The 15792-nt window shown below is 55.5% G+C and carries 19 protein-coding genes; 8 read left to right on the top strand and 11 right to left on the bottom strand.

All coding sequences use genetic code 11. The annotated features are described in order from the left end of the window. Window positions 1-144: 144 nt before the first annotated feature. From JMN36_RS05570 to JMN36_RS05560, 3 genes are all read right to left on the bottom strand, one after another. A complete protein-coding gene (locus JMN36_RS05570; protein ID WP_204088160.1) occupies window positions 145-870 on the bottom strand; it encodes a GNAT family N-acetyltransferase in 726 nt (241 codons plus the stop codon). Between the two features lie 15 nt (window positions 871-885). Next, entirely contained in the window at window positions 886-2220 is a 1335-nt protein-coding gene (glp, locus tag JMN36_RS05565) for a molybdotransferase-like divisome protein Glp (protein ID WP_221923996.1), read from the bottom strand. Window positions 2221-2306: 86 nt separating this feature from the next. Next, the gene (locus JMN36_RS05560; protein ID WP_204088158.1) at window positions 2307-3230 is read right to left on the bottom strand and encodes a UTP--glucose-1-phosphate uridylyltransferase; all 924 of its coding nucleotides are present in this window, start codon (window positions 3228-3230) and stop codon (window positions 2307-2309) included. Between the two features lie 256 nt (window positions 3231-3486). Between JMN36_RS05560 and JMN36_RS05555 the strand changes: the two genes are divergently transcribed. Together JMN36_RS05555 and mscL are read left to right on the top strand one after the other, a co-directional pair. Beyond that, window positions 3487-4182 carry a 5-formyltetrahydrofolate cyclo-ligase gene (locus JMN36_RS05555; RefSeq protein ID WP_204088157.1) on the top strand — a complete coding sequence of 232 codons (696 nt, stop codon included), beginning with the start codon at window positions 3487-3489 and terminating at the stop codon, window positions 4180-4182. Window positions 4183-4528: 346 nt separating this feature from the next. Further along, entirely contained in the window at window positions 4529-5092 is a 564-nt protein-coding gene (gene mscL, locus JMN36_RS05550) for a large conductance mechanosensitive channel protein MscL (protein WP_204088156.1), read from the top strand. A 35-nt stretch (window positions 5093-5127) separates the two neighbouring features. Here mscL and JMN36_RS05545 read toward each other — a convergent pair whose 3' ends face one another. From JMN36_RS05545 to JMN36_RS05525, 5 genes are all read right to left on the bottom strand, one after another. Continuing rightward, a complete protein-coding gene (locus JMN36_RS05545; protein WP_204088155.1) occupies window positions 5128-5472 on the bottom strand; it encodes a hypothetical protein in 345 nt (114 codons plus the stop codon). 9 nt (window positions 5473-5481) lie between these two features. Further along, entirely contained in the window at window positions 5482-6108 is a 627-nt protein-coding gene (locus JMN36_RS05540) for a MogA/MoaB family molybdenum cofactor biosynthesis protein (protein ID WP_046205265.1), read from the bottom strand. Window positions 6109-6420: 312 nt separating this feature from the next. Then, the gene (locus JMN36_RS05535; RefSeq protein WP_221923995.1) at window positions 6421-7833 is read right to left on the bottom strand and encodes a S1C family serine protease; all 1413 of its coding nucleotides are present in this window, start codon (window positions 7831-7833) and stop codon (window positions 6421-6423) included. A 135-nt stretch (window positions 7834-7968) separates the two neighbouring features. Next, the gene (rpmF, locus tag JMN36_RS05530) at window positions 7969-8136 is read right to left on the bottom strand and encodes a 50S ribosomal protein L32 (RefSeq protein ID WP_012731147.1); all 168 of its coding nucleotides are present in this window, start codon (window positions 8134-8136) and stop codon (window positions 7969-7971) included. An 89-nt stretch (window positions 8137-8225) separates the two neighbouring features. Further along, window positions 8226-8489 carry a type B 50S ribosomal protein L31 gene (locus tag JMN36_RS05525; protein ID WP_012731146.1) on the bottom strand — a complete coding sequence of 88 codons (264 nt, stop codon included), beginning with the start codon at window positions 8487-8489 and terminating at the stop codon, window positions 8226-8228. A 575-nt stretch (window positions 8490-9064) separates the two neighbouring features. On the opposite strand from JMN36_RS05525, the gene rpmB reads away from it, so the two are divergent. The 5 genes from rpmB (at window position 9065) to JMN36_RS10990 (ending at window position 11203) form a co-directional block, all read left to right on the top strand. Beyond that, the gene (rpmB, locus tag JMN36_RS05520) at window positions 9065-9301 is read left to right on the top strand and encodes a 50S ribosomal protein L28 (RefSeq protein ID WP_012731145.1); all 237 of its coding nucleotides are present in this window, start codon (window positions 9065-9067) and stop codon (window positions 9299-9301) included. Continuing rightward, entirely contained in the window at window positions 9301-9465 is a 165-nt protein-coding gene (rpmG, locus tag JMN36_RS05515; protein WP_005279910.1) for a 50S ribosomal protein L33, read from the top strand. The genes rpmB and rpmG overlap by 1 nt, the downstream gene beginning before the upstream one ends. Before the next feature lie 2 nt (window positions 9466-9467). Further along, window positions 9468-9773, top strand: coding sequence for a 30S ribosomal protein S14 (gene rpsN, locus JMN36_RS05510; RefSeq protein ID WP_221923994.1), 306 nt, complete (start codon window positions 9468-9470; stop codon window positions 9771-9773). 11 nt (window positions 9774-9784) lie between these two features. After that, window positions 9785-10033, top strand: a complete 249-nt coding sequence (gene rpsR / locus JMN36_RS05505; RefSeq protein WP_012731143.1) for a 30S ribosomal protein S18 — start codon at window positions 9785-9787, stop codon at window positions 10031-10033. Between the two features lie 207 nt (window positions 10034-10240). Beyond that, window positions 10241-11203, top strand: a complete 963-nt coding sequence (locus JMN36_RS10990) for an AEC family transporter (RefSeq protein WP_204088153.1) — start codon at window positions 10241-10243, stop codon at window positions 11201-11203. Between the two features lie 114 nt (window positions 11204-11317). Here JMN36_RS10990 and JMN36_RS05495 read toward each other — a convergent pair whose 3' ends face one another. From JMN36_RS05495 to JMN36_RS05485, 3 genes are all read right to left on the bottom strand, one after another. After that, window positions 11318-12238, bottom strand: a complete 921-nt coding sequence (locus JMN36_RS05495; RefSeq protein ID WP_204088152.1) for an HpcH/HpaI aldolase/citrate lyase family protein — start codon at window positions 12236-12238, stop codon at window positions 11318-11320. Between the two features lie 290 nt (window positions 12239-12528). Continuing rightward, window positions 12529-13875 carry a DUF6114 domain-containing protein gene (locus JMN36_RS05490; RefSeq protein WP_204088151.1) on the bottom strand — a complete coding sequence of 449 codons (1347 nt, stop codon included), beginning with the start codon at window positions 13873-13875 and terminating at the stop codon, window positions 12529-12531. Window positions 13876-13987: 112 nt separating this feature from the next. Then, window positions 13988-14560, bottom strand: coding sequence for a DUF6230 family protein (locus JMN36_RS05485; protein ID WP_204088150.1), 573 nt, complete (start codon window positions 14558-14560; stop codon window positions 13988-13990). A gap of 658 nt (window positions 14561-15218) precedes the next feature. Here JMN36_RS05485 and JMN36_RS05480 point away from each other — a divergent pair. After that, window positions 15219-15743 carry an RDD family protein gene (locus tag JMN36_RS05480; RefSeq protein WP_204088149.1) on the top strand — a complete coding sequence of 175 codons (525 nt, stop codon included), beginning with the start codon at window positions 15219-15221 and terminating at the stop codon, window positions 15741-15743. The last annotated feature ends 49 nt before the right edge of the window (window positions 15744-15792 follow it).

Genomic DNA, 15792 nt, shown 5'->3' with positions numbered 1-15792 from the left:
GAACACGGACAACGATATTTCTCACTAAAGAGTAGCCCGTCACACCCGTAACATGCGTGTGCCACGCCCACAGATACGAATACCGAACGAATGCCGGAACATTCGCAATCCAACCAGAGATCCGACCCAACCAGGGATACGCCATCAGCTGTCACGCCTCCCCCGCCCGCTGCTCTCTAATCGTGACACCACTCCACCTGGGCACTCCTCCGATGTCAACGCATACAAGAAATGATCGCGCCAGTGCCCGTCAATATTGATACTGCGGACCAACTCCCCCTCATAATGAAAACCGACGTTCTCCAAAACGCTTATCGACGCGGCATTCTCGGGCAATACGGTCGCCTCGACCCGATGCACCCCCACGGACATCATCGCCGCATCGACGCCTAAAGCCACCGCCGCTGTCCCAACACCGCGCCCCCAGAATGGGCTCGCAATCCAATAGCCGATCCAGCACGTCGAGAGCGAACCATGCTGAATCCCGCCGATAGTAACCTGACCTGCAAATTTCCCGTCACACTCTACAGCGAACGGAACCGACGCGCCCCGCGTCGCAGACTCATACAGCGAATCCACCACCGCCAACCACGAGGGCACCGTGTGCACCTCATCCCACGAATCGGTCGTCGTCGGTTCCACAGCCCGCAGCGTTGCCTCATCATTGCGGCGGAGACGTGCCCATTCCGGCCCATCATCCTTCACGACCGGGCGAAGCCTCACCGCACCACCGGGCACGTGAAGTACCTGCGTTTCCTCCGGCCAGCCAGGATGCGCACTGCTTGGCTTCACGCCATAGCGTCGATACAGATCGCGATCTTTCACGGACCCCACACCGACGCGATCCAACAGACGAGTCAAAACCCCCATGACAGCCCCTGCTACTTACGCGCGATTCGACAAGAACAAAACATCAACAACATCACCCGGCGCAATCCCCACCACGTCTTCAGGCACGTGGATCAGGCAGTTAGCCTCAGCGAAGCTTCCCAACAGGTGCTGCGGGGCGCCAGCGGAGGCACCGAGGGGATCTACCAAATACTCGTCCGTACCACGATCGCGCATCAACTGACCACGGATAAAACCACGCCGTCCCGGCATCGAACTCACACCGTGCAATGCCCTGGCCTGGATAATCCGACGCCGGCCACCGCGTCGACCAGCTTCATATTGAATGAGGGGACGGATCATCGTCTCGAAGATAATCAATGAGCCGACGGGGTTTGACGGCAAGAGGAACGTCGGCACTTTGTTGGGGCCTAGAAGGCCAAATCCTTGGGTCGAACCTGGGTGCATTGCGACGCGGGTGTACTCGATGTCACCCAAATTACTGACGATATCGCGCATCCGCCGGGCCGCGGATCCCCCCACAGCACCTGCGATAACGATGATTTCGCTGCGGACAATCTGCCCCTCCATGATTTCCTGAAGGCGGCGTGGTTCACCAGCGATCACGCCGACCCTGTGGGCATCTGCCCCCGCCTCTTCCGCAGCGGCTGCCAGCGAATACGAATTCACGTCGAAAACCTGACCGCGACCGGGCGTCCGGTCTGAATCAATCAGCTCTTGACCAATCGACATCACAGCGACCCGCGGCCGCGGATACACGAGGACCTTCGACCGCCCCACCGCAGCTAAAAGGCCAATATGCGCTGGGCCAATAACGGTCCCCTCGCTGACAATAACGTCGCCCTCGAGGACGTCCGTGCCAGCACGATGAATAAAATCGCCCGACTTCACAGGAAACAGAGGCCGGATACGTCGGCCATGACGCTCCACCCATGCTTCCGGAATGATCGCGTCGGAGAGCGTCGGGACGGGCGCACCAGTTTCTACCCGGACTGCCTGATTAGGCTGCAACCGCAGCGGTCTGTGCGAACCCGCGCCCACATCGCCGACGACGGGCAGTTCGGCGAGTTTCCGATGCTCGCGGTCACCGCGACGATCGGGTTCATAATCCTCATCGGGCAACGGCTCAGGTGGGCGTTGATCGTCGGGACGATCATCCGCGGGGGCGCCTTTTGCGTCCCGCGGTACAAGGTCGACAGCGCGAACAGCGTAGCCATCGATGGCAGCTTGATTGAAACCTGGAACCTGCCGGTCACCACGGACTTCTTCAGCGCTACGCAACCCCAGCGAATCCGAAATAGCCACACGAACGGGCTCCGGAGTTACGGCAGCGTCCGCGATAATCGCAAGCTGCTCTTCCACTGAGCGCACGTTACGTCCTTTCGCCCGGGTAACACAGCAGCATATGCTGCCTACTGACTCTACCCCGGGAGAGACCGGGGCATATCACATTAAGGCTAGCTGTCCTGGGCCAACCTTTCCGTCATATACGCCCTCAGCGAGTCGCCATACTCGGGATCCTTCAGGCCGAAGTCAACACAGGCCTTGATGAACCCACCCGGGTTGCCCAAATCATGGCGAGGGCCACGGTGAACCACCACATGCACGGGGTGATCCGACTTGATGAGCAGCTCAATGGCATCTGTGAGCTGCAGTTCGCCGCCCTTACCGGGCTCGATCTTACCCAGCGCCTTGAAAATATCGCGATCCAACAGGTAACGGCCGGTTGCCGCCAAGGTCGAGGGCGCATCCGCCGGGTCAGGCTTTTCGACCATGCCGGATACGGCGTAGACATCATCATCGGGTTGACTACTGACCTCGAAAACCCCGTAGTCAGAGGTTGCTTCCTTATCGACGTCCACCGCGCAGAGCACAGATCCGCCGTATTTCGCGCGGACCTCGAGCATCTTGTTCATGACCCCATAAGGCATGACGAGGTCATCGGGAAGCATGACGGCCACGACGTCTTCGTCGGGATCAAGAACCTCTTCAGCCTGAGCGACGGCATGACCAAGCCCTAAGGGGCGCTCCTGAGTGACCGAAACGGCGTCGATCAGTTCGGTCGAGTGCTGCACTTTCTGCAGCCGATCCTCTTTGCCGCGCTTCTTGAGTGTCTCTTCCAGGAGATCGTCATGGTCGAAGTGCTTCATTAGCCCTGACTTACGCGGGGAGGTAACGATAGCCAAGCGTGACGCGCCGGCCTCGCGGGCTTCTTCCGCAATGAGCTCGATACCGGGCCGGTCAACAACCGGGAGAAGCTCTTTGGGTACGGTCTTCGTCGCCGGAAGGAAACGGGTACCCAAACCAGCGGCTGGCACGATGACTGTACGCAACGCAGCCTGACCATTTCCGCCATTATCATCTTTGTTCATAGGAGCCATGCTAACCGACAACCGACGCAGAATCCGCTTTCCGAGCTAGGAATTTTCCTACGGATTACTGACAAAACCGTAAAATGGTCGGTCTTGGTGCCAAAGTCCTTATGAAAATCCCTCGCGACATTGTGGTTGATGGGGTGGTTAATGGGATGCCTGGTGGCGTGGTGTTGGGTCCGCCGCGGGCTCGTGCTTTATGACGTCATGTTGGTGAAGTGCTGCGCGTGATTGAGCGACGTCACTGCTTTGTTACGCTGAATTCATGCAGCAGAGCGACGGCGCATCCGGGGGTTACGACGGTGCATTCGGGAGTCACTCGGCGGGTAATTCGATCGCTGACCATAAAAAGGGCTACCGACGTCGGATCCGACGTATGCGTCGAGAGTTGTCCGACGCGACGCTCAGGGCCTGGGACGAACAGCTCGTTGCTCAGCTCGTAACGGCTATTGATGACATCGCCACCACGTTGCAGCGCACAGACGACGAGCCACTGGTCATCGCAACGTACCTACCTGTCGCCAATGAGCCAGGTGCACACACGCCCGACGGCTTTATTCCGTCGCTACTTTCCGCGCTGGACGAGCGAATTCCCTGCAGAGCCGTCATTCCGCGTGTCGAAGACAAACGGCAACTCTCGTGGCACCCATGGTCACCGGATAGCCTTGTCACCACCTCGTTCGGTATTCGCGAGCCAGATAAGCGATCGACTCCAGCCCCTTTCGACAACGTCGACATCGCTATCGTTCCGGCACTCGCATATGACCTCGCTGGGTACCGACTTGGACAGGGTGGCGGATACTACGATCGCGCACTCGCCGCGCGACAATCGTCGTTCTTCCACGCCATCGGTCTAGTTCACCCCCACGAAATCCTGCCGACTGTCCCCCACGATGACTGGGACGTTCAGCTCACGACAGTGGTCACTGCCCTGGGACGACATCGCTTCCTCGGGAGCTAACCAACGCGCGCGCAAACAGCACAAACATCAGTGGGAACCCTGCCGATAGTCTCGCGTCGGTATGAGAATGCGATCCTTGTTCTCCGGTCATGATGCAGACTCCGCCCGTTATTCGCTAAAGTCGTGGCACACTCGCCGTCACCCCGAGCCCCACCCGCGGCCGTTAAAGGGTATTCGACTACGGTTGGTGTACTTCATCGCTGATATCTCTCGTCCCAACTGGCGCCGCACGCGACGCTTGCAGCAAATTTGTAGAACGCTTTTTATTGTTCTCACAGTGGCCATGATTATTCAGGTAATAATATGAACCTTTGCCGTGTGGGTGACCCATTTCTGAGGAGGAATAATGCTTAAAGGTTTCCGCGATTTTATTATGCGAGGCAATGTTATTGAGCTTGCTATCGCGGTTGTCATTGGTTCTGCCTTCACCGCAATTGTGACGGCTTTTACCAAATACATCATTAACCCGCTCATTGCGTGCTTTGGTGGCGCAAATACAGATGGCTGGGGATTCCGCCTCATCCGTGGAAATGAAAAAACTTTTCTTGATTTTGGATCGGTCCTCACGGCCGTCATTAATTTCCTTATTATTGCGGCCGTCGTGTACTTCATTCTTGTGGCGCCCATGAATAAGCTCGAAGAGATCAGGAAAAAGCATATGGGTGTCAAAGAGGAAGAAGTACCGGTTACCGAGAAAGATCTTCTTCTGGAAATCCGCGATCTCCTCGCGGCGCAGAACCAAGTGAGCACCCCCAGCCAAACGCTCGCAAGCACCGAACTTGCGGAGACTACCGCCGATTCAGCACACAGCCAGGCATCCTCGCAAGGAATTCAAACAAGCACGTCTCAGGTAGGCACCCCCTCGTCGACGACGAGCTCGACCACATCCGGGAAGCACGCCAAAGAGTAATTCCTGCGCGGGTTTATTCCGGCCCGGGACGTCGCTTAACCCCAGTGTGGTGGCCTATTTTCCTGCCACTCCCGACGTGACATCGCCCCCACATCACGGCCCTCGGATCCATACGCGGTAACCGAGCCGCCATTGAACTCACTATCACGCCCGGATCGCCCGTCACCAGCACCGACGTCACCATCACCAGGTGCGGCTCCGTCATTCTCATCATCCGTGGTCAGGTCCGCCATCCGATCGTCGTTAAGCCCCCGGCGCGGCTGATCCTCCATCGCGCGGACGGCGTCGACAACATTGGCCAATGCGGATTCGCCCGAGCGGTCATAATCAGTGTCCGACACACGTCGCGCATGCCGACGTTGACGTCGAGAATGATTCATGGGAAGCCCCTATTGGTTCCAGCGGTCCATATCGTTAATGACGTATCGCACAAGGGGTGTCAGCGTGGCCATGCCGTCCCGGATAGCAGCACGTGACGAGGCCAAATTCACGACGACGGTCGAGCCCGAAATGCCAGCAATCCCGCGAGACAAGCCAGCGTCGGTAGCCCCGCAGGCCAGCCCAGATGAGCGCAAAGCCTGAGCAATACCCGGAATACGCCGGTCCAACACCGCCTTGGTGGCCTCCGGGGTTTTATCTCTCGGCCCGACGCCCACGCCACCGATCGTCACGGCCAGATCAACACCACCGACGACGGCAGTTTCCAGTGCACCGCGGACCTTCGACTTTCGGCTAGCAACACGTACTACGGCGTCGACGCCGAAGTGGTCCTCCGCGAGCAACTCGGCAACCAAGGAGCCAATGCGATCGGACTTCTCCCCCGCGTTATCGTCGACAATAATGACTAAGGCTCGAGGAACTTGTTCACCCTGGTCATGGGCTCTTTCTGCAAATGACGCATGGGCAGCTTCCTCGGCCCGCTCAAGATCCATCAGCATTGCGTCATCGGGTTCGACGATAACCTCGCCGAGCCGATCAACTTTCGCGTGGTCAATACCGCGCAGTGATTCTGGCATTTCCCGGGCATCCGATGAGCTCCGAGCCAACTCCGCTGGATCGATGGAATCAAAGGGCTCATTGTCACTCATTGGATTGTCTCCTTTTCTACGGGATAAAGACTTCTACGGGGAAAACGTCGCCGGTTACCGGGTTAGAGGATTGAACTGATCACCTCGTTATTAACTTTAAGTTCCGACGGTGAAGCGCGGGTCAATAAAACTATTTTCCTTACACTTCACCAGCTACCCGGCACCTAGTCAATAGAAGCCCCATATGGGGAGTGCCCAGCCATCATCCAGACCAGACGCGATAGTGGCTGAGCAGTGCTTTTATTCCCCTGATGTCTCTTGTGAACTCAGGGTCATGGTGATTTCTCGTGCGTCTTTCCCGTCCTGATTAGTCACTTCCATTTTGACCGTATCGCCCACCTTATGCGAACGAATCGCCGCAATCAGAGATAACCCTGAATCAATGGTTCGGCCGTCAACTTTAGTAACGACGTCACCACGTTTCAGACCCGCTTTGGCAGCGTCGCTATCGCTGGGCACATCAACGATGACAGCCCCATGCGCTGTGGATTCCTTAGCAACTTGAACACCAATAACAGGGTGCTGAACTTTACCGTTCTTAATAAGTTGCTCAGCAATGTCACGCGCCTGGTTAATGGGGATAGCGAAGCCCAAACCAATTGAACCAGACCCCTGAGACATAGAGCTCGAGCCCAGCGACGCGATCACCGATGGGATACCGATAAGGTTTCCATCCATATCGACCAAGGCACCACCGGAGTTACCGGGGTTAATAGCAGCGTCTGTCTGAATGGCGTCGATAAGAGTGGATTGGTCAGATGACTCTGAGGACGCCTGCACAGGGCGATTTTGAGCGGAAATAATGCCGCTGGTCACCGTGGCATCCAGGCCCAAGGGAGAACCAACAGCAACGACTTCCTCCCCGACCTCAAGTTTGGACGAATCCCCCAAGGAAATCGGGGTCAACCCCGACGCCCCTTGTGCCTTAATGACCGCAATATCAGTTTCGGGGTCACGCGCAACAATGTTCGCCGGATAGGTCGTTCCGTCATTTAACGTTACGGAAATCTTTCCACCATTAGCTGCACCAGCAATAACGTGGTTATTCGTTATGATCGTTCCGTCTTCGCTAATGATTGAGCCAGAGCCCGTATCCCCCGAATTGCCGGCTTCGACAGTAATAGAAACCACTGAAGGCAAGACTTTCTGAGCAACAGATTGCACAGAGCCATTAGTGTCGACGTTCTTCGTCTTAGCCGGCGACGCTTTCAACGCGGATACTGCCGACGAGTTGTCAGACGATGAGCCGGAGTCCCGGTTGCTCACTACCGCGCCTGTCACCGCTCCCGACGCGACCGCAGCGGCGAGAATTAAAGCCGCCACCGCTGGCGTACTAAAACGCTTAGTCTTGTGCGGCAACTGGCGAGGAGCTTGCATCACTCCGGTGGGCTGCCCAAAACCTGCAGACTGGTTGGGATCTACGAATTGGTTCGAGCCCGTAGGCTGACCAGGCATCCCGAACTGGTCAGAGCCGGTGGCATGAGCTGAGGGGGTTGACGAGAACCCGGTTTGGGTGCTCTCAAAAGAAGATTCTCGATCGCTTCGTGGAGCGTGAATCTCGTGTTCACGATCATGATGAACGGAGTTGTTGCTGGATGAATCGTCGGAGGATGGATCGATCTCCCATGCGGATCGCTGATTTTCGTCGCTCATGGTTTATCACTCTTGCTCACTATGCACGTCGCGCGCTTTGAGTCACCTGAAATTTGGCTGTGAACCGTCAGCGCCCCTAATAAAAATCCCGTGATGGAACCGAAGCTCCAATCACGGGACATGAGGTTGTTACTACTAGTCAGTCTCAACCAGGCCGAGCTGAGCGGCCTTGACCAACCGGCGCGGCAACCGCGTGGTGTTGCCGTTAACCCGAACCTCCTGCAGAGGCGCGTTGTTGGCCTTCCACTGGGACCGACGGGTGTGAGTGTTGGCGCGAGACATACGTCGCTTCGGTACTGCCATGGTTTCCTCCTAAGCCTTGCTCACACACATCGCGAGCCAGGCATGATCACTGTGAGAATAGTGAAAATGAATGGTGACGGATTGACGTCTTACTTCTTCGCGCGACGCAGGCGGTTGCCGTAACGACGCTGGAACTTCTCGACACGACCAGCGGTGTCCATCACACGCTGTGCACCCGTCCAGAAGGGGTGAGACTCGCTGGTGACGTCGACGACGATCAGCGGGTATTCGTTGCCATCTTCCCATTCCACAGTCCGATCTGACGTCGCAGTGGACCGAGTCAAGAACTGGTGGCCGGTGCTGGCATCCTTGAAGACAACCGGGTGGTAATCCGGATGAATATTCTTCTTCATCGTTATCCTTTAACAGAACATGGACAATGCTAGTCTGGCGTGCTGCTTGTGCTGACTTGCTCCATAACGGCATCGTCCGACCACCTCGACGGCGGACGGCGGCCTATCGCAACATGCGTCGCGAATGAAGCTGGCTCAGCACCTTGCACCGGTCGCGCACTGAGTCCTCGTGCCTACCCATAAAATTGATAGATAACCGCGCCTGGATATCAGCCGGCCCATGGAGTTGTTCTGCCATCAACGACGAGCGTTGACAGGCGTAAACGACCCGTGGAGGGGAAGAGGGTAACAGTGCGACACGCCTCCGGCGCACATGCATCGGCCCATCATACAGATTTCGGCCTTAACTATGAAATTGGCGCTAACCAGCCCGTAAAGGTCCAAAGATTTGGGAATCCTTGCCGAGGGCGGTAAGGTGTCAAGACGCTGTTGTCGAAAAGCAAACGTCATCGCCCACTAGCTAGGCATCTTAGCGCTTTAACCTGCATTTTTAGTGTCGAAGAAAATGTATTTCCCCCGTCGAAGGAAAACGGTTGGTGCTTTGCAGATCCCACGGTGGGCGGAAGGAGAAGCCCATGTCGGCATATTGCCAAGTCACGGGACGGAAACCGAGCTTCGGTAAATCCGTCTCGCACTCGCACCGCCGCACGAACCGTCGCTGGAACCCGAATATCCAGCGTCGTTCGTTCTACTTGCCCTCTGAAGGACGCACGATCACACTGAACGTGTCCACCAAGGGCCTGAAAACCATCGACCGCTACGGAATTGAATCCGTCGTGGCGAAGCTCCGCGCACGTGGGGAGAAGATTTAATGGCACGAAATGACATTCGCCCAATCATCAAGCTGAAGTCCACTGCGGGCACCGGCTACACGTACGTCACCCGCAAGAACAAGCGCAATAACCCGGATCGAATCACCTTGAAGAAGTTCGATCCGATCGCGCGCAAGCATGTTGAATTCCGCGAGGAGCGCTAAGAATGGCTAAGAAATCTAAGATTGCGAAGAACGAGCAGCGCAAAGAAATCGTTGCACGCTACGCTCAGCGTCGTCAGGAACTCAAGGCCATCATCAAGAACCCGGCCACCCCTGACGAAGACCGCATGGAGGCTCAGTACGAGCTGAACCGCCAGCCCCGCGACGCTTCCCCGGTGAGGGTTCGTAACCGTGACTCTGCTGATGGTCGCCCCCGTGGCTACCTGCGCAAGTTCGGCCTGTCCCGTGTTCGCTTTCGTGAAATGGCACACCGCGGTGAGCTCCCAGGCGTCCGCAAGTCCAGCTGGTGAGGAGTAGCAGTATGAAGCGCAACAACTCTAAAAAGGTCCGGGTTGAACCAACCCGCCGCCCCAAGAAGAACCCCTTGAAAGCTCGCGGCATCGAGGCCGTCGACTACAAGGACATCGAAACCCTGCGTACGTTCATCTCTGAGCGTGGCAAGATCCGGTCGCGTCGCGTTACCGGCCTGACACCGCAGCAGCAGCGTCAGGTGGCAACTGCCGTCAAGAACGCACGCGAAATGGCTCTCCTCCCGTTCACCAGCCGCTAAGTCGCCCCTGAACACCTGATCTTGGGTATTTTCCCGGGATCACAGCTACAGGTAAGAATCTAGTGGTGCTTCGATGGACCCAGCGGTCCGTCGGAGGCCAACGGCGTGAACATTTGGAAGCGATAACAGCAGGTTTCGACATTCACCGCTCCCGGTACCTACCGAGGAGCGGTTTTCGCTTATCCACCAGGGAGTGAGGCTCCGCACGTGCCCCAAGTACTATCCGGCTTCGCAACCATCGCCATCGTCATCGCAATAGGATTCTTCGTTGGCAAAGGCAATCTCCTGGGCAAGCACGCGCAATTCACGCTCCAAATGTACGTGTACTTCCTCGCGACTCCGGCACTCCTCCTGGACAAGCTATACACCACCGATCCACTCGACGTGCTCGGCCCACAACTAGCTGTCGCCAGTGGCTCTGCTCTGACAATTGGACTGATCTACTTTCTTTGGGCCCGAACCGCCTTACACCGTCCCATTCACGAATCAGCCGTCGGTGGCCTAGCCAGCTCCTACTGCAACGCCTCTAATTTGGGAATACCCGTCGCCGCCCACGTTATCGGCGATAGTACTGTGGTCGTACCAACACTCCTTTTCCAAATAGCGTTCTACGGACCAGTCGTCCTCGCCATTCTCGACGTCGTTACAGCCAAGGAAGCACACGCGAATGGCCGGGCCGGGCGCATAAACACGCGAAGCTTGTTCATCACCCCATTCAAGAATCCAATGCTGGTCGGTGCATTGACGGGTATCGTTGTTTCGATCCTCCACGCCCATGCCGGGGTCTCTGTACCCCACCCCATAATCGAACCTATTCACCTCATTGGGCAGTCAGCTGTTCCGGTGGCCCTTGTAGCATTTGGCATGTCACTTGCCGGGCAAAAAGTACTCGATCCCTCAACTTCCCCCCGACTCGAGGTCGGTGTGGCTTCGGCCGCAAAAATCATCGGCCAGCCTCTGGCGACTGCCCTTATCGCGCACTTTATTTTCGGAATGACAGGCCACGCCCTCTTCGCCGCCTGCGTCGTCGCAACACTACCCACAGCACAGAATGTGTACACCTACGCCACCCGATATGGGCGAGGTTTAACCCTTGCACGAGATGCGGGTGTGATCACCACAGCAGCGTCATGTGTCATGATTATGATACTTGCAGTTATTTTTGCCTAGCATAGCCGCAAGCAGGAAACATGATGGAAAGTGAATGTCACGGTACAAGCCATGCCACACAGTGCCAACAGCTATCGGCATAGGAGCGCAATGGTGTTAAGTCGGGCCATTGTTTTACATTCCTAAAGCATCCGCCCGTGTAACAAGTAATTCTGCTTGTCTGAAGAGCGGAGCATCAACCATCTTTCCATCGATGTTGAGCGCACCCGGGTGACCAACTGACTCACGTACGATACGTCGAGCCAGTTCTACTTGTTTTGTACTCGGCCGGTAAGCCTCACGGATAACAGGAACCTGGGCAGGGTGAATACATGCAGTTCCTGCGAAACCAATACGAGCAGCGTCAAGAGCCTCATCACGGAGCCCATCCGCATCATGTATATCGGCGAATACAGCGTCAAGAGCGATAATTCCAGCCTCTGCCGCATGTATTAAAGTCTGGGTACGGAGGTAGTTCACCGTAGTGCGGTACGGCCCCTCAGCTGAACCGCGACTGGAATCCCATCCTCGTTCGTCTTGTTGTAACCGGCTATAGATGCCTCCTAATGATGCAGTGAAGTCTTCGGCTCCCCACAATAGTGCGACAACAAATTCCTGATGCGCAATATCGCGCGCATTCATAATTCCAGAGGGAGATTCCAGCATCGCAATGATGTCGTAATCGTGGAGCTCATCAGGTAATGGTTCATCGCATTTCGGAACCATCACCGTGTTATACGAGGTCTTTGCGACCATTTCGATATCACCGCGGAATAGATCCGAATCGACAGAATGGATACGGACGATAGTTGTCGCAGGATCTAAATTGCTGTTCACGATGTTATCTCGAGCTTTTTCAAACGAGTCCCTGCCTGCACCATCCTCTAAGTCGAGAATGACGACGTCTGAGCGCTCCGCTGCTTTCGTAAATCGTTCAGGTCGGTCTGCGGGGGCAAATAGAATAGCTGGCCCAGCTGGTGTCCAACGACGCTGTTCCGTGTGGTGATCTCCGCCGGAAAACTGCGATATCAGAGCGGTCTTTTTACTTTGCGTCATAGCCCAATATGTTAATGACCTATCTCATTGGATAGCTAGTGTTAAGCCCGTCCCCCCGGCACAACTCGCGGCGATTTTTGCCCTCTCGGGGCCACTTAGCGATGTAGACGTATCGCCACCGAGAATAGACACCGTGCCTGACAGAAGCTTCTTTCCCGCTTCTAAAAAATTCGGGTAGCCCACATCGGCACTCTTCTAGACTGACAACAAGCACCTAAATCGTTGCTACTCGTTTATTGTCAGTCAGCTGACCATTGGCAAACGATGACTACTCAGTTCCGATATCATGCTCATTCCGACGCAATCGTTGCATCGGATTGGATGAGACTATCCGCCCTCACTACATAAGTATTCATATAATCGTCTTCCATCACCATCTGGGAGGAGATGGCGTCGGGAACATTCATCGACACACCTGCGCCAATCGCGTCATTGAGTTCCTGCGGTGTCTTTGACGCATCCAACGTCAACGGGACGGTCTTTAAGCCAGCAACCTTCGGAGTCAAAGTCACCGAAGAGACAATGATCTGAAAATGCCCTGTCAGGGTTGTGATTTTACCGGGACCTGTCGAGTTTAGAACGTCCCCTCCACCATCGGTACCTAAGAACTGAACAGCGAGGTTATCGAGAATCGCCTTGTCCGCGTCAATACGAATTGCTCTCTTCAATTCACCGCTCGTTGTGGGAATCTGTACGAGCGAAAATGACACATTTCCCACTAGCGTGGTCTTGTCTGTCGTGATTCGATACGTACTTCCGGGGACGACGAGTTCATCTACACGCTGTGGCGGAGCATTCTCAAACAACGGGCGTCCACCCCCGATGGCACGTGACGCATCATCAGCAGCTTTTTGAGCCGCATCCTGAGCCTGTTTAGCAGTATTTTCCGCCTGCTTCTGCAACGGTGCTAATAAATCAGGAACAGGTATCGGGTTGCCCGGAGAATTCTGACTAGACGGTTGGCTACCCGGCAACCAGGGGAAAGGGAGAGGTAAATTCGGGTGGGAGGGGTCAGGATGAGGAGTCGGTGAAGGTGTCGCCGATGTCGTGGATGGATCTGCCGAGGCAATAGGGGAATTGTGGCCCACCAGTGATACTCCGGCGGTGATAGCAAGGGCACTGACCGCTGCCGTTGCAGACTCGGCAGCTGTCCTCTTTTTTCGGTTTTTCTTCGATGCATTCTTGTCACGAGAAAATGGGGTCCATGACAAAGCCCAAGCACCACCGATAAGAGCAAGGATCGTACCCAACAAGAATCCGCCGATATTCGACGTTGGCAATGCGATGATGCCCATCAGCATCGCCGCGACGCCCCACAGAATCCTCCCGTCAGCACGGAACCACGCTAGGAGTCCACAAACGATCAGTAAGACTCCTAAAAGTAGAGTGGATACCCCCGATAACGAGCTAACGGTGACAAGCATGTCTCCGACCTTCAGCGTGAGGTACGCAGGAACCATGAGCACGATGCCAGAGAGAATCATGCATAGGCCACCACCGAAGGGACGGGATCGTCTCCACAACGTAAACTTCCACGTATTCTCAGTCTCAGTAGATTCAGACTGAGTCATTTCCTCAGCTTCTCCCGACGAGGGCAAGTCCGTCTCAGGCTGATTCGGCGATTCCGACAGATTCACATCCTCACCAGTTACGGGATCTAGTACTGCAGTTTCTTCTCTGGAGACGGTGTCATCGGGCGTAGATCTGTAGGGAACCGCAGAATAGTCACTACCTCGTGGCTCTACTCGATCAGCACCCACCTTGATCCCCTTTCTTGACGTTAATCTGAGACCCCGACACCTTAAGCTGGTCAGCTGCTACGGACGTAGCCAAAATCTGCTGCTTATCCACCACCATCTGTGAAGCCGCTAATCCCCATGAACCCGATTTCGCGCGATTATCCACTTGGTTCGCATCGATACCAATTTGAGGATGGGACATTGCAATATCACCGGTCAGTTTGGTAGCACCCATGAGCAAGTTGTCAGCCGAAAAATTATCCCCTGGGACTTTCATAACGAAGTTTGCTTTTCCATACCCAGGGATATTCCCTACTGGAACGGACATACAGAGGTCGCGAACCTTGGCCTTACCAAAGCGAAGCTTAGATACTCCTTCGTCGCCTTTATTAACTTTTTCAGGGCCAACGTACAAGCTACTGCTGTCGCCAACCATGTGATTGACTCTCATATCAAAGACAGTCCCCGACATGGCTAGGTTTGCCGCAATACCTCCCTGTGCCATTGCAACGCCCATTCCTCCACTAACCAACAAACCTGCAGCAATAATAGCCGCGAAGCGGCCACGCCTTATATGTCCCACAGTCTGTCCTCTTTCCTTGTCTAGCCCGCTATTTGAGCAAAAAGGGGGCTGCAGCCTCGGGCGCAGCTCCCACATTTCCTTTTGGATACAAAATTATATTAGGTTAGACAAGTTTTGTACACAAATACATTGATGAGTGCACCCCCGAATTCCTACTCGAAAACTCTCAACGCTGCAGGCGCACGATAAGAACAAAGCGCCCCATCACTGTTCCCTACCCCCAGCCGCCGTTCACGGTGATGCGTTCCATATCCACCTCACGATCCTTAATAGACTGCCCAATGAAGATGCGATCAGAATCTCATTCTCTGTCGTCCCGTTGCAGATGGCCAGATATAACCACCGAGCCACGCGGTGGAGTCCCCCCACAGCATTCCAACAACGAACTCCTGGTGCACAATGTCACGTGCATTCATGATTCCCGACGGGGACTCCCGAATCGGCAGAGTACACACAGCCAATCGTCGTCGCTGGATCCAGATCACGGTTCACGATGTTGGCGTGGGCTTCAACGAACGAATCACGCCCCGCATCTACTGTTCAGCTACACTTACCGTTGAGATTTATAGTTGGCACGTGTGATTGAGAGTCCCTCCACAGACAGAATTGCCCATGCTCCCGATTCAGAATCGCCATACACGACGAGATGAGTACGACTATGCCTTCCCACGAGTCGACAGTTTCCGAACCGCGTGAGACCGCTAAGCACCGCACAGTCCGGCGGATTGCAGTTAAACGTGGCTTCGGCTACTTTTTCGACGGATGGTTCTTCGCAATCGTGATTCTCCCTGTGCAGTGGGGAATCAACCAGGTGCTAGCGGATAACACGGCTCGATACTGGATAACCGCAGCCGCAGCGAGCATTCTATTTTTCCTATACAGATTCCTCATGGACGCTCGTGCAGGAGGAACGCTTGGAAAGGCTGTCGTCGGCCTCAGAGTCACCACTGAAACCGGTGGCCACCTCCGCTATACCCGCGCATTAAAACGCAACTTCTACTGGCTAATATTCGGGCCAGCTCTTGCGCCGGGGAGCAACCATCCCCAGCTCCACATCGGTACCGTGGGGGTAGATCCGGAAGCATTTCTTTGGATATGGGTTATTGCATTGGCAGTGTCCATTTACCGCGATCGAAACAGCCGATCATTTCTTGATCGCTGGGCAGGCGCTTGTTTTAACTAGCGCAAAACGCCTGACCACCCGTGTGCTCTACGTTCACACGCTTCACGCC

Source organism: Corynebacterium pseudokroppenstedtii, assembly GCF_019754945.1.
In the GTDB taxonomy this organism is placed as follows: domain Bacteria; phylum Actinomycetota; class Actinomycetes; order Mycobacteriales; family Mycobacteriaceae; genus Corynebacterium; species Corynebacterium pseudokroppenstedtii.
Note: the sequence above shows the minus strand (reverse complement) of the source record. Positions and strands in the feature narration are given on the sequence as shown.